This is a genomic window from Marinimicrobium sp. (genome assembly GCF_002695945.1).
GTDB classification, from domain to species: Bacteria; Pseudomonadota; Gammaproteobacteria; order Pseudomonadales; family Cellvibrionaceae; genus Marinimicrobium; species Marinimicrobium koreense.
The window spans coordinates 45779-60433 of the sequence record NZ_NZQP01000037.1 but is presented as its reverse complement, the minus strand read 5'-3'; the positions used below and the strand labels follow the sequence as shown (position 1 = coordinate 60433).

Sequence of the window (14655 nt, the reverse complement as noted above, 5' to 3'; positions counted from 1 at the left end):
TGTACCGTTTGGAGACTCTCGGAGGCAGGGAGCCGACGAGAAGCCTACAGGGATGTATTCACGGAGGGTCTCCAAACGGTACACCCGCCGAGGCCGGACNACACTGGAGANCTACCAACCATCNGAGCTCAGAACCANCGCTGGTTNTTNGANCGCTGCCACCAACGTAACAGAAGNCGATCNACCGCACCCTCGGTGGCCATACCGAGCTTTTCCGGGAGCGACTTCTTGTGCACAAAACTGACNTCAAACACATCGGANTTCTCGGCNAACTGTACCANATACTCATCACTGGTTTTCAGCTCATCAATCAGCTTCACCGACTGCGCGCGACGACCAAACCAGATCTCCCCGGTCGCCACCTTATCGATCTCCACCTGAGGGCGGTGCTCCGAAACGAACTCCTTAAACAGAATGTGGGTGTCTTCGAGGTCCTCCACAAACTTGTCCCGGCCCTTCTTCGTGTTTTCACCAAACATGGTGACGGTACGCTTGTACTCGCCCGCGGTAAACATCTCGAAATCGATGTTGTTCTTTTTCAGCAGCTTGTGGAAATTCGGTAACTGGGCCACCACGCCGATCGAGCCCAGTACCGCGAAAGGGGCCGCCAGAATCCGGTCCGCTACGCAGGCCATCATATAGCCGCCACTGGCCGCCACCTTGTCCACGCATACGGTCAGGGGAATATGGCGGTCTCGAATCCGGGCCAGTTGGCTGGACGCCAGGCCGTAGCTGTGCACCAGCCCGCCGCCGCTTTCCAGCTTGACCACCACCTCATCCGAAGGGCGGGCCAGGCTCAGTACGGCGGTGATTTCTTCTCGCAGGCTGTCAGTGGCCGAGGCTTTGATGTCGCCGTTGAAGTCCAACACAAAGACCCGTTTTTTATCGCTGTCCTTCGGTTTGCCATCGCTTTTGGCTTGGGCTTTGAGGGCTTTCTTTTTCTCGGCTTGCTCGGCCTTTTCCTGCTTTTTTTCGGCCTTGGCGTCGGCTTTGCGCTCCGCATCATCCAATGCCGCCTGCTTGAGCGCGTGGGTCATATGCTTGAAGCGGTCGTTCAGTTTGACGACCTCAACCTGCCCTTTATCGCCCCGCTTCCGGTTTTTGCTGCCAGCGGCTGCCACCAGCCCGGCGACAAAACCGATCGCAATCACGACCGTTATTACCTTGGCTAGAAACAGCCCGTACTCATTGATGAATTCCAAAGCTTCACTCCGTTATTTGGTGGTCTTCTTTTACGTTTTCTCTCGGTAGATCGGTCACTCCCAGACTGACAACGCCTGTCGGGCCGGATCATTCAACGGTCGCGCCAGCAAGCCGGACGATGACAGACGCACCTCAAACAGTGCATTGTCCGCCATGGGTACAAAGGTCGCACTGCCATAGCGGGCGTCCACCACCGGGAACCAGCCCGGGTTGCGATTGACCAGGGCCCANAGGTCCGGCCCCCANGCNCTTTGCTCCAGACTGTANACGGTGCGNTCGGCGCTGCGCTCATCGTTCAGGGTGTAGTATCGGCCACTGAGCCGATCCAGNCGGTAGCCGGGTTTGATACCCANGCCACCCAAGAATCCTTGCCACTTGATGATGCGTGCATCCAGTTGCCATTGGTCGCCGCGNANCTCAAAGGTGTCCTCTTCGCCNTTGTTGTGCACCAGTGTCGCNCTGAANCGCTGATCNCCGAGCTGTTTGAGGCTCAAGGTGGCGACCGGNTCCTCCTGTGCCATCTGNCGATAGCTGAAGAGGTCCAGCGCTGCCAGGGCCAACACCAGAGCCAGAACCAGCAGACCCAGCCCGACGAAGCCCCGCAAAAAACCCATCAGCCAGTGCCGACGGGCCAGCAGGCGCAAGGCGGCATAGACCAGTATCAACCCGAGAAGAATGATGGCGATTGAAAAAATCGTGTAGAACATGCGAGTTTCCTAGTCTCAGGAGCGCTTATTGTGCTGCTGCGCGACAAAATCCGCAATCAACTGTCCGGCGATGGTCTGCACAGGAGGCGTGACGGGCAGCTTGTCATAGCGCCACCAGTTGGCCTCCACAATTTCATCGCCGTCCACCCGTATCTCCCCCGAGTCATACTCCGCATGAAAGCCCAACATCAATTGTCCGGGAAACGGCCAGGGCTGACTGGCGAAATAGCGCGGCGCCTTGATGGTCAGCCCCACCTCCTCCATGACCTCGCGGTGTACGGTATCTTCCACGCGCTCGCCTATCTCAACAAACCCCGCCAGCGCCGTGTGGATACCTTGGCGCGAGCGCGCGTGGCGGGCCAGCAGACACTGATCGCCACGGGTAATCAGCGTGATCATACAGGGGCTCAGGCGGGGGTAAAAACGCAACTCACAGTGCGGGCACCGATGGGCGGGTTCGCCGGCTGGCATGGGCTCAGTTGGGCCACCGCAGCGCCCGCAAAAGCGGTGCTCCAGCCGCCACCGGGACCATTGCAGAGCATTGCCCACCAGGGAAAACAGCCGATCGTCTAGCAGCCCCAGTTGGGTTCGCAGGCCCAGCCATTGGCAGCCTTCTATAATTGGTGCGTCCAGGAGGTGCAGCGCATAGAGTGAGAGACCCTCCCAGCGACCAAGGAAATCGCAATCCGTCGTCGCCACCCAGGGTTCCGCTTCAGCCGCATCCAGGAGTCTCAGGCGACCGGGCTGGTCGCAAAGAACGGTGCCGTCCCCTACCAGCAGATACCGGCGGGAATGATCATCATGGGAGTCATCCGCCACTTCAGTTCACCGGATAGCCCAGAGCCGCCAGGCTTTCCTCGGCAACCTGAAGGACGCTGTCATCGGTATTACGATCCTGACGCAGACTGTCTATGTAATACTCGAGGCTGATGATGGCATCGGCAAAATTCTCCAGCATATGGCGCACCGCCGCCGGCTGCTCACTCTTGAGCAGTGACTCTTCAATAAAGCGCGAGCAGGAGTGCAGCACCGCCGCTGAGCGCGAACGGTTAAGCAGGATCATACCGCCGCGGATGGTGGTCAGGGTGGTGGCCACATTCTTGATGTGCCCGACATCGTAGTTTGATTCGGCATAGGAGGTCAGCGCCCGTTTGATCATGGCCAGGCCGGATTCGGCCTCTTCCAGCACCAACTCTTCCGCCTCGGCGAGCTGACTGTTGGCAATGATTTCGTCCCGGGAGGTCGCATTCAACTTGGCCAACCGCTCATCGGAGAGGTTCATTTTACCCAGTCCCGACACGGAGCTTTCGATGTACAAGCAGNGTGTCGGCGACGGCNAGCAGCTCGTCNGGATCGATGGTCTCGTCGGACTTCTGCCAGCGTTGGATTTTCTGGATTTCCTCTTTCAGGCTGTTACTGGGCGATACCAGCCCCACCACCGACAGAATGTCCGCCACTTTTTTGAGGGTTTCCAGCAGCTCCGGGCTTTCGCGNAACANTTCGGTGCCGCCCTGGGCGGCCCGCTCGAGAATGTTTTTGGTGCTGCGCAGCTCGTCTTTCAGGACCGCGCCCATGGAGTNGATGGTGGCNGCACTCGGGCCNTTGAGNAACTCCAGCTCCCGCACCAGCTCCGCATCCGTATAAGGCAGCGGCTCCAGGCCGTAGGCTTTCACCACTGCATCGGTGCGCGCNCCGCTNGCCCGCGACAAGGCAATCAGATAGAGCATTTCCTTNAGCAGCGACGGCTCNGGAGGTTGCTCAAGNCCCTCGGGGCCGGCAGACTGAAGTTGTTTNATATGGCGATCCAGGGCGCTGAACAGGCGTTTGCGGCCGACGCCGATATCCATGTTGGCGGCCCGCAGCGCCTCGAACATCGCTGCGGCCACCCACCACAGGCCCGCCCGGGGGCGACCGTGGCTGATGGANTCCAGGCGCTCCATCGCCCTCCCCATCATACCCAGTGAGGCCCGTTGCTGTTTGTTCTGAAGCAGGTTGACCAGACCCACCTGATACATGTGCCGAAGCCGGCGCACCAGCGGNGGCAGATCTTCCCCNAGTACNGTGCTNNTCNGNCCNNTGCCCGAANAGATGGGTTCCGGNTCCAGGGTNTAGAAGTAGCTCTCCGGTAATGGGGGNGCTTTACGAAGCTGACGTAACTCATTGATNTGAGGGATCAGAAGCACCGCCATGCTCCGGGAGGTCTGCAGGCAGTACTCGAGATAGCGCGGCAGGATGAAAAAAGCGGACGTCAGCACGTCCAGCTTNCGATTGGTATTCTGCTCTTCCCCCANNGGGATNTCNGTGATCTGCTCNACCANNTCCTGGGCCAGCAAGTCAACGCCGCGCAGTTGCAGGAGATTCANGGTGCCGCTGATCTGCTTGATGCCATCGATACAGTTCTGGAGGAGCTCTCCGTTATTGCGATCGGCGGCAAACTCCTCCAATCGGACGGCGGCCTGCTCAATGGTGGCGACCAACTGATCCTGAACCAGTTTCAGGGAATTGAGGTTGACGTTTTCAGTGCTGCTCACTGCCGCTACCTTTTCTTGTCATGATTTCAGCCCTTGCCCCGAACAACCGTTGAGAGTCCAACGGGGCCGCCCGGGAGGCGCTTTCCGGGGAACAGCGCGCTATTACTTGTTGTTATGGGACACAATTGTTGTGGGAAACAATGTAACCCAAGTCCCCCTATTTTTCACACAAATTTGAACAAAGCAACGTAAGCCACTAAGAAATCAGCAAATTTGGGACTTTGATCAATCTTGCCAGAGCACCTGCCCAGCACTTTTCTCGATCGCCTCGAGCTTCGCGCGATGGGCGGCCAACTCTTCATCGCTGGCGCGAATCACCGGTGTCGGTGTCCGCTGGGCCGACAGGGGGCGCCGCTCCTGCCCGGAGCTGTCATTGCCNCTGCCCGCCGATGAACTTCCTCCCAGAGACAGTGCCGTCTGGCCACCGGTCATCAGCAGGTAAACGTCGGCCAGAATCTCGGCATCCAACAGGGCGCCGTGCAGCTCGCGCTGGGCATTATCCACGCCATAGCGCTTGCACAGCGCGTCCAGGTTGTTTTTCTGCCCNGGGTGCTTGCTCCGGGCGAGGACCAGGCTGTCGATCACGCCGCAACGACGGGTAATAGAGCCAAACCGGGCATTCCACTGTTTGAGTTCGTGGTCGATAAAACCGATATCAAACGGCGCGTTGTGAATCACCAGCTCCGCACCATCGACAAAGGCCACAAAGTCTTCAACAATCTGCGCAAACACCGGCTTGTCCGCCAGCATCTCATTGGTGATACCGTGCACCTCCATCGCGCCGGCATCCACTTCCCGCTCCGGATTGATGTACTGATGATAATGACGTCCGGTCAGCTTCCGGTTGACCAGCTCCACACAGCCGATTTCGATGATTTTGTGGCCCTGGGAGGGCTCCAGACCCGTCGTTTCGGTATCCAGTACGATCTGTCGCACGCTCAACTCCTCAATTCGTCAATGCCGCGGTTGGCCAGCTGGTCTGCCAACTCGTTCTCCCGGTGTCCACTGTGCCCCTTGACCCAGCGCCAGTCAATTCGATGGGTCTGTACCGCCCGATCCAGCGCCTGCCACAAATCGACGTTTTTGACGGGCTTTTTGGCGGAGGTTTTCCAGCCGTTGCGTTTCCAGCCCTTCATCCACTCGCTGATGCCCTTACGCACATACTGAGAGTCCGTGGTCAGGACCACCTCACAGGGCTCCCGCAGGGCGTCGAGTGCTTCAATGGCCGCTCGCAGTTCCATCCGGTTGTTGGTGGTCTCGNCTTCACCACCGTACAGGCTCTTTTCCTGACCGTTGAAGCGCAGTAGCGCTCCCCAGCCACCGGGCCCGGGGTTCCCCCGACAGGCACCGTCCGTAAATATCTCAACTTTTTTCAAACTATCACCAGCAATTCATTGATTTTCAATACTTTTGATCTTTTCTCATGGGCTGGGCGCCCAGCCCCGGCAACGACGATGGGCGCCGCTCCCACGCGGGTTTGACAGGAACCGCACCACCCAGCTCCTTGCAGGCAAGCACTTGATAGAAGGCGCCTCCTGGGAGGTGCAGCCTTTTACCCCATTGGTCACACCATTGTAAACGACGCAAAGCGCCGGGATGCTGCAACGCCGGGCGGTAAAACCCACGCTGAACGCGGTCCGGCTCCAGATCCAGCAACTGCAGCCAGTCCAACAAACGTCCAAGCCTCAACGGCTGATGACGCCAGAGCGCGTGCCGGCTGAACAGGCGTGCGACGTGGCGGGAAAGCCCGAAGCCACTCCAGGGATTGAATCCCACCACAACCAGACATCCCCGGGGGATCAAGACCCGTTGAGCCTCTCGTAGCAGCTGATGGGGCGTCGGACTGAAATCCAGTGCGTGGTGCAACACCACCAGATCAACCGACCCGGAAGGCAGCGGCAGCTGTCGGGGGTCGGCGATCAACGACGACAGTGAACCGGCCCCGGCATCACTGAGGGCAATCGTCACGCGATGGGTGATCCGGCTGCTGCCGGTCATATCCAGCGCTGGATCGACACCAATCTGCAGCAGATGGTAGCCAAACAGGTCCTGCAGCGCGCCCTCGAGGGTGAGCTTCTCCGCCGCCAACATCGCCTGCCCGAGAGGGGTACCGAACCAGGCCGCCATTTCCCGGGCCGACTGATCCGCCGGCGGCACGCCAAAACGCTGCCTCCGCCAAGCCCGAACCCGGCTCAGGAACTTGTCTGAAGTCATAGTAATCGCCCCACTCGGCGGTTGCGCAGGCATCCGCTATGCTGAGAGTATACTCGCTTAACCCCATGAAAACAGGAGCCTTTAATGCGCGAACCCATTGGTATTCCCGCACTGGACAGCAACTATTTCTGGCTGCTGCCCGTGGACGATGCCCCGGAGTGCCAGAGTGGCGACGTGTATCTGATCGATCCCGGCGACGCCCAGCCGGTGCTTGAAACCCTGGAGCGAAAGACGTTCAGGCTCAGAGGCATCCTGATCACCCACCACCACTGGGATCATACCGACGGATTGGACGGGATTCTGAGCCGCCTGAAAGTCCCGGTGTACGGCCCGGACTCGGTACCTCAAGTGGACCAGGTTGTGAAAGACGGCGATCGGCTGGAACTGCCGGGCCTGGCTCTGTCAGTCATGGCGGTTCCCGGCCATACGCTGGACCACCTCGCCTACTTTCAGGCGGCGACAGGAGAGGCGCCTCCGCGGCTGTTCTGCGGCGACGCCCTGTTTGCCGCGGGCTGCGGCCGACTGTTTGAGGGGACACCGGCGCAAGCACAGACGTCTCTGGACAGGCTCAACACGCTGCCGGGCAAGACCCGGATCTACTGTGCCCATGAGTACACTCAGACCAACCTGCGTTTTGCCCTGACGGTGGAGCCCGACAATGCGGCCGTGCGCAAGCGTCTGGGCCATGTCAGCGAGTTGAGAGCCAGCCACCGACCGACCCTTCCCAGTGAACTCTCCCTAGAGCGGGAGACCAACCCCTATTTGCGCACGGACAACCCCTCCCTGGTGAGCGCTCTGGGTCTGCCCCCCAATACCGAGCGGTCAAGAGTCTTTGGGGAACTGCGCTCCAGAAAAGACCGGTTTCGTTAGTCTGCAGGGAAACCCGGATGAACGGCGCGCCACATCCTCCGGGCGTTCCTTGACGCCCCCGATGAGAGTCCCTAGAATCGCGAAAATCCGCGCCTGGCGAACGACGTCTGGCATCACGTGTCACCAGTACTTCGGTAACCCATGAATCGACTCAAGCGCCCTCTCGCCCTGGCCGTCAGCCTGATCAGCCTCGGTGGCTGCCAGACCCTGACCCCCTCTGAACCGTCCAAAACCGCGGACCAGAACCACCTGCTCATCGACGAATCGCTCTGCACCCTGGATCGGGAGCAACAGGCCCAATTCCTGGTGTCGGATGAGGGCAACCTCTGGCCGCGCCTGAGAGACGGCTACGGACTTCCCGATGTCGATCACCCACGAATCGACACCTACGTGGACTGGTACGCCCGTCACCCACATTACATGGAGCGGGTCATCGAGCGGGGCCAGCGCTTCCTCCACCACATTGCCAACGAGCTGGAAGCCGAGGACATGCCGCTTGAGCTGGCGCTGCTACCCATCGTTGAAAGCGCCTTTGACCCCTTTGCCTATTCCCACGGCCGGGCCTCCGGCATCTGGCAATTTGTCCCCGCCACCGGCCGCCAGTATGGCCTCAAGCAGAACTGGTGGTATGACGGACGCCGGGATGTGGTCGCCTCCACCGACGCCGCCATTCGCTACCTGAAGTACCTCAACGAGCTGTTTGACGGCGACTGGTTGCTCGCCCTGGCGTCCTATAACACTGGCCAGGGTAATGTCATGCGCCGGATCCGCAGCAACGAGCGACGCGGCAAGCCAACCGACTTCTGGTCCCTGAACCTGCCCAGGGAAACCCGGGCCTATGTGCCCCAATTATTGGCCCTTGCCAGAGTGATTGGCGAGCCCGAAAAGTACAATCTTGCCCTCAACCCCGTCCCGGACGAGCCCTACTTTCGGATCGTGGATGTGGAGTCACAGATCGATCTGGCACAGGCGGCCGAGCTGGCCGAACTGGAGCTGGACGAGCTCTACCTCCTGAACGCCGGCTACAATCGCTGGGCCACGGATCCGGACGGCCCTCACCGGCTGTTGATCCCCGTCCAGCATGAAGAGACCTTCCGCGCCAACCTGGCCAGCATTCCCACCCGCGAGCGCGTGGGCTGGGATCGCTACCGGGTCGTCAGTGGCGACTCGTTGATCACCATCGCCCGCCGCTATCGCACCAGTGTCGACACCATCAAAAGCGTCAATCAACTGAACAGCAATATCATCCGGGCCGGACAGACCCTCATGATTCCCACCGCCAAGCATCCGGCCAACCGCTACGCTTTCAGCGCCGACCAGCGTCGCCAACGGACACAGAATCGCTCTCAGGGCAGTGAAGGCAGCACCAGGGTAGACTACCAGGTGCGTCCAGGAGACAGCTTCTGGACGATTGCCAAGCGCCATGGCATCACCGTAGGGGCGCTGACCAACTGGAATGGCATGGCCCCGGGCGACACCCTGATGCCGGGCCAGACGCTGGTGATCTGGACCGAACAGCAAGACATGACCAGCAGTGCTCAAGGCGATCGCCGCTCCGTCGTGCGCAAGGTGCATTACCGGGTGCGCAAAGGGGATTCGATCGCTCGCATCGCCAATCGCTTCAATCTGTCGGTCCAGGATATTCTGCGTTGGAACACGGTTTCGGCATCCAGCTACATTCATCCGGGACAATCCCTGACCCTGTTCGTGGATGTGACCAACAACGCTTCGTTCTGATCACACCCCCGGTTTCACAGGCACAAAAAAACCGCCAATTAAAGGCGGTTTTTTTGTGCCTGAGGCGCGCGGACCAGAAGGTCCGCCACCTTTGACTGTCAGCCCATCAACGCTCGACAGTGACGTCCTGGCGCAACTGTTCACGATACGCAAGGTATTCCTGCTGCCCTTGCATCTGCGCCAGGTTGCGTCGCAGCGACTGCTGCTCCTCTTCGCTCAGATCGCTCCACTGGCCATCCTGCGCCTGGGTCAACACCACAACGGCATAGCCATCGCGGATCGACACACCACTGACCACGGGCTCACCAGAGGGCTTGGGCAGTGAAAACACATGCTGGACCAGCGCGCGGTCCAGATCGCTTGCGCGACGCTCAACCTTTTCCGCCGCCTGAACTTCAAGCCCGGCCTCTTCCGCCACCGCGGAGAGTGATTCGCCAGACGCCACCGCCTCACGAAGAGCTTCACCGCGCTCCGCCAGCAAAGACTGGATCCGCTCATTGCGCAACTGCCGGGCAATCTGTTCGCGCACTTCCTCCAGGGGCTTGATGTAGGCCTCCTGGTAGTCGGTCTTCTTGATCACCACGACCCGATCGTTTGCCAACTCGATCAGATCACTGCTGTTTTCACGCTCGAGAACTTCCTCCGAAAATGCCGCTTCGACAACAGTGGTCTCCCCGGCCACTCCCGGGCCACCATTGCGCCCAAACAGACCGGTGTTTTCCAGGGGCAGATTCAACTCATCCGCGACAGATTGCAGGCTATCAGCGTTGTAGGATAGCTCACTCAGACGCTCCATCAGAGTGACGAATTCATTTTCCGCTTCGACCCGCTTGAGCTGCTGCGCAATGCGCTCCCGAGCATCTTCAAACGTGGCCACTTCCGAACCCCGCTGCTCGGTCACTTTGATCAGATGAACCCCGGCCTCGGTTTCAACCGGAGCCGACACTTCACCGACCTCTAGTGAGTCAACGGCGGCCATGAAGGCTTCGGGCAGACCTTCCCCGGAGACAAAGCCCAGATCCCCGCCCTGCCCGCTGGACCCGAGATCTTCAGAGTATTGTTCGGCCAATTCGGCAAAAGAAACGCCCTCTTCAAGCGCTCCCTGCACCTCGGCAATCCGCTCGTCGCTAGAATCTTCAAACAGAATATGGGCAACGCGACGTTCCGCCTCCTGCCCTTCCTGAGCCTCCTGGTTCTGCTCGAACTGGTCCCGCAGGGTCTGCTCATCAATCTCAATGTCCGCCATCAGGTTGGCAACGCTCAGATCAATATAATCGACGGCCACCTGCTCGGGCTGACGGAATTGATTCTGGTTACTCTGATAGAAAGCTTCGATGTCACTGTCCGTCACCTCGACCTGGTCCGCGACCTGATCGCGGCTCAGGGTGGCGTACTGGAAATCGCGGCTCTGGAAGTTCAATGCGGCAAACCGCTCCAGCTCGGCTGGAGTCACAAAGCCACTGGCGGCGACACCGGAAGACAACTGATTCAGCAGCAGTTCCTGACGCAGCAGGGCCTTGTACTGGGCCGGGGTATAGCCCATGGAGCGCAGCACCTGCTGGTAGCGATTCGGATCAAACTGACCACTGTCACCCGCGAACTGCGGGAAACTCAGAATCAACTGATCCAGAGTGCTTTCACTGACCCCCATACCCTGCTTGCGGGCATGCTGAATCAGGACTTTGCGCTGGACCAGCGCCTCAATGGCCGGTTCGCGCAGACGCTCATCGCTGACAAATTCGGAAGGAACGGAGTCGCCATACTGATTGAGAATCTGCTGGCGCTGGCGATAGATTTCCCGAGCCACCTCATTCTCGGTAATGGATTCACCATCAACGGAAACCACTTCGCCGGAGCGGCTGGAACCCGAAAACAGCGCCTCGGCACCGGACAAAGCGAAAATAATCACCAGGAAGCCGACCAGAATACCGGCTACCACACCTTTGGAGTTGTCGCGAATCGTCTGCAGCATTGTCTGCTCCTAGTCATAAACCCGTTGGGACGATCGATTCCAACGCGCTTTCTTATCATCTTGCTCAAACCAGGGACTGAGCGAGTCGATCTGGTTGAATAAAGAAAAGGCGCACCTCTAGGGATGCGCCTCCTCATACTGCCGGGTCAGTTCTCTCTGGATTCTGGAGCGATTACTCAACTCGCTGAAACCAGACTATGAACGCTCCCGGCAATCACCGAAAACGCGCACAGGGCGCGTCAAAAACGCTTAGTTGACCGCGTCTTTCAGTGCCTTACCCGCTTTAAAACTGGGCACCTTGGCAGCGGCGATCTGGATCTCGGCGCCGGTCTGTGGGTTGCGGCCGGTGCGCGCGGCACGCTCTTTCACAGCGAAGGTACCAAAACCGACCAGAACAACCTGATCGCCCTTCTGCAGAGCACCAGTAATGTTGTCAACCATTGCGTCGAGCGCACGGCCGGCAGCAGCTTTAGGAATATCCGCAGATGCGGCGATGGCTTCAATCAGCTCGGATTTGTTCACACTTAACCCCTTTTGATTATTTGCTTCAGAAATCGATGGCGCAGGTTACTGTTCAAAATCAATCCCCGACCATTCAATGTCGGCTCATGACCCGCTCAGGTTAGTACCCGTTCAGGCTAACACCATTGGCCTGAACGGTGAGTTGGCCAGGACAGCAAATCGCCCCGTGCCGCCTGCTTGGCGAATGAACTGCGATTTATACCAAGTGAGGTCAGGCGGGTCAAGAAGACAATGTTAGCTTTGTGCGATTACTTCAAGGATTGAACGTTATTTAACCAAACCTGACCCGAACCGGGTATCAACGCCCTATTTTGTTACCCGGACACCAGCCCGAAGGCTGGCCCGGTTGTTACCAATGGAAACTTCCCTTTCGCCTCAATGGGTGCTGATACGATTACCGCAATCATCCTGCTGAGCCTTTTTTTCCAACGCCTGATACTCTTCATCAGACAGCGGCTTGGGCATGGACTGCAGCGCAATCTGTAACACATCATCGATCCACTGTACCGGTTTGATGGTCAGGTCTTCTTTAATGTTATCGGGAATTTCTTTCAGATCACGCTCATTTTCCTGCGGAATAATGACCGTCTTGATACCTCCACGATGAGCCGCTAGAAGCTTTTCTTTCAGGCCACCAATCCTCAGCACTTCACCCCGCAAGGTAATTTCACCGGTCATCGCCACATCCGCGCGTACGGGGATACTGGTCAACACCGACACCAGGGCGGTGCACATCGCAATACCAGCACTGGGGCCATCTTTCGGGGTCGCCCCTTCCGGAACGTGAATGTGAACATCCATTTTCTCGTGATAATCGGGCGCAATCCCCAGCACCTGGGCACGCGAACGAACCACGGTGAGGGCTGCCTGAATAGATTCCTGCATGACATCCCCCAGAGAACCCGTCTTGATGACCCGGCCCTTGCCTTTGACCGCCGATGACTCGATCGTAAGCAACTCACCACCGACCTGGGTCCAGGCCAGACCGGTCACCTGGCCGATCTGGTTTTTATCTTCAGCCCGACCGAAGTCAAACTTCCGAACCCCCAGGTAATCTTCCAGTACAGCCGAATCAACCACATCTTCGCGCACGGTTTTGTCCTTCACATGGCGGGTGACCACCTTGCGGCACACCTTGGCGATTTCCCGTTCCAGACCACGCACCCCGGCTTCGCGTGTGTAGTACCGGACGATGTCGCGAATGGCTTCATCGGCAATGGTCAACTCGCCTTCTTTGAGGCCATTGGTCTTCATCTGCTTCGGGATCAGGTAACGAAGCGCAATGTTGAGCTTTTCATCCTCGGTGTACCCCGGAATCCGGATAACCTCCATGCGATCCAGGAGCGGACCGGGAATGTTCATCGAGTTGGAGGTGCAGACGAACATGACATCCGACAGATCGTAATCCACTTCCAGGTAATGATCGTTGAAGTGATTGTTCTGCTCCGGGTCCAACACCTCTAACAGCGCCGACGCCGGATCACCCCGGTTATCCATCCCCATCTTGTCGACTTCGTCCAACAGGAAGAGCGGATTTTTTACCCCGACCTTCGCCATTTTCTGTACCAGCTTGCCGGGCAGAGAGCCGATGTAGGTGCGGCGGTGACCGCGAATTTCCGCCTCGTCTCTCACCCCACCTAGCGCCATCCGGATGAATTTGCGATTGGTGGCCCGGGCAATGGATTCTCCCAGGGAGGTTTTACCCACACCGGGCGGACCAACCAGACACAGAATCGGGCCTTTGATTTTGTTTACCCGCTTCTGAACCGCCAGATATTCAAGAATGCGCTCCTTGACCTCTTCCAGGCCAAAGTGGTCTTTCTCCAGCACATCTTCAGCCCGCTGCAAGTCGTGACGGACTTTACTGCGTTTTTTCCAGGGTACCTTCAGCATCCAGTCGATATAGGCTCGCAACACCGAAGCTTCCGCCGACATCGGGGACATCATGCGCAACTTGTTCAGCTCGGCACGGGTTTTTTCCTCAGCCTCCTTGGGCATACCCACTTGCTCGATTTTCTTCTCGAGCTCGTCGATTTCATTGCCCTCATCTCCCATGTCACCAAGCTCTTTCTGAATGGCTTTCATCTGCTCATTCAGGTAATACTCGCGCTGGCTCTTTTCCATCTGCTGCTTGACGCGCCCGCGGATTTTTTTCTCGACCTGAAACAGATCAATTTCCGCCTCCATCAACCCCAGTAGATGTTCGATGCGCTCGCGCACCGAGACCATTTCCAGAATGGCCTGCTTCTGCCCCAGCTCGAGGGTCATGTGCGCCGCCACGGTATCGGCCAGGCGGCCGGGCTCGTCAATCCCGCTGAGCGAGGTCATCACTTCCGAGGGTACTTTTTTGCTCAGGGTGACGTATTGCTCAAACTGGTTGATGGTTGAATTGATCAGGGCATCCGCTTGGTGCCCCGTCAGGGTTTCCTCTTCCAGCAAATTCACTCTGGCGCGAAAATGTTTATCAATGACTTCGACATTTTCGATCGCGGCACGCTCGCCGCCTTCCACCAGCACTTTCACCGTGCCGTCAGGCAATTTCAAAAGCTGGAGAATTGTGGCAACGGTACCGACGCCGTACAGGTCCTCTGCTTTGGGGTCATCGTCACCGGGGTTTTTCTGGGCTACCAGTAATACTTGTTTGTCGCTGGACATGGCGCTTTCAAGCGCCTCGATGGACTTGTCACGGCCCACGAACAGGGGAATCACCATGTGGGGATACACCACGACGTCACGCAGCGGCAACAGCGGAATATCACTGACTTGGGTGGGAATGGGCTTGTCTTGTTGATCCATCTGGGTCGGTCCTCATAGTGGAAGGCCAGAAACTGCTTGTCGCGAAAGAGCGACACACTAAAAGATTGGGGGCTACCCCGCCGGATTACAAGTTTTTGACGGT

At 58.4% G+C, this 14655-nt stretch carries 12 protein-coding genes; 2 read left to right on the top strand and 10 right to left on the bottom strand.

Annotated elements, in window-relative coordinates; translation table 11 throughout:
- Positions 1–128: 128 nt before the first annotated feature.
- The 7 genes from sohB to CMG77_RS08720 all read right to left on the bottom strand — a co-directional run bounded on the left by sohB (position 129) and on the right by CMG77_RS08720 (position 6655).
- A complete protein-coding gene (gene sohB / locus CMG77_RS08750; protein WP_286904132.1) occupies positions 129–1202 on the bottom strand; it encodes a protease SohB in 1074 nt (357 codons plus the stop codon).
- 723 nt (positions 1203–1925) lie between these two features.
- On the bottom strand, positions 1926–2729 hold the full coding sequence (nudC, locus tag CMG77_RS08740) for an NAD(+) diphosphatase (protein WP_339618362.1): 804 nt from the start codon (positions 2727–2729) through the stop codon (positions 1926–1928).
- Between the two features lies 1 nt (position 2730).
- Positions 2731–3192: a hypothetical protein gene (locus tag CMG77_RS08735; RefSeq protein ID WP_286904130.1), complete on the bottom strand. Its 462-nt coding sequence runs from the start codon at positions 3190–3192 to the stop codon at positions 2731–2733.
- A gap of 1 nt (position 3193) precedes the next feature.
- Complete coding sequence (locus CMG77_RS16180) at positions 3194–3925, bottom strand: FimL-related protein (RefSeq protein WP_502691805.1); 732 nt, start codon at positions 3923–3925, stop codon at positions 3194–3196.
- Positions 3926–4666: 741 nt separating this feature from the next.
- A complete protein-coding gene (dnaQ, locus tag CMG77_RS08730) occupies positions 4667–5377 on the bottom strand; it encodes a DNA polymerase III subunit epsilon (protein ID WP_286904129.1) in 711 nt (236 codons plus the stop codon).
- Positions 5378–5379: 2 nt separating this feature from the next.
- Positions 5380–5817 carry a ribonuclease HI gene (gene rnhA / locus CMG77_RS08725; RefSeq protein ID WP_286904127.1) on the bottom strand — a complete coding sequence of 146 codons (438 nt, stop codon included), beginning with the start codon at positions 5815–5817 and terminating at the stop codon, positions 5380–5382.
- Between the two features lie 25 nt (positions 5818–5842).
- Positions 5843–6655 (bottom strand): class I SAM-dependent methyltransferase, encoded by an 813-nt coding sequence (locus tag CMG77_RS08720; protein WP_286806646.1) that lies wholly within the window; start codon positions 6653–6655, stop codon positions 5843–5845.
- Between the two features lie 84 nt (positions 6656–6739).
- Between CMG77_RS08720 and gloB the strand changes: the two genes are divergently transcribed.
- Complete coding sequence (gene gloB / locus CMG77_RS08715; RefSeq protein WP_286806645.1) at positions 6740–7525, top strand: hydroxyacylglutathione hydrolase; 786 nt, start codon at positions 6740–6742, stop codon at positions 7523–7525.
- A 141-nt stretch (positions 7526–7666) separates the two neighbouring features.
- On the top strand, positions 7667–9262 hold the full coding sequence (locus CMG77_RS08710) for a lytic transglycosylase (protein ID WP_286806644.1): 1596 nt from the start codon (positions 7667–7669) through the stop codon (positions 9260–9262).
- A gap of 106 nt (positions 9263–9368) precedes the next feature.
- Here CMG77_RS08710 and CMG77_RS08705 read toward each other — a convergent pair whose 3' ends face one another.
- The 3 genes from CMG77_RS08705 to lon form a co-directional block, all read right to left on the bottom strand.
- Positions 9369–11234, bottom strand: a complete 1866-nt coding sequence (locus CMG77_RS08705; protein WP_286806642.1) for a SurA N-terminal domain-containing protein — start codon at positions 11232–11234, stop codon at positions 9369–9371.
- A 249-nt stretch (positions 11235–11483) separates the two neighbouring features.
- On the bottom strand, positions 11484–11789 hold the full coding sequence (locus tag CMG77_RS08700) for an HU family DNA-binding protein (RefSeq protein ID WP_483466469.1): 306 nt from the start codon (positions 11787–11789) through the stop codon (positions 11484–11486).
- Positions 11790–12131: 342 nt separating this feature from the next.
- The gene (lon, locus tag CMG77_RS08695) at positions 12132–14552 is read right to left on the bottom strand and encodes an endopeptidase La (RefSeq protein WP_024460228.1); all 2421 of its coding nucleotides are present in this window, start codon (positions 14550–14552) and stop codon (positions 12132–12134) included.
- Positions 14553–14655 lie beyond the last annotated feature (103 nt).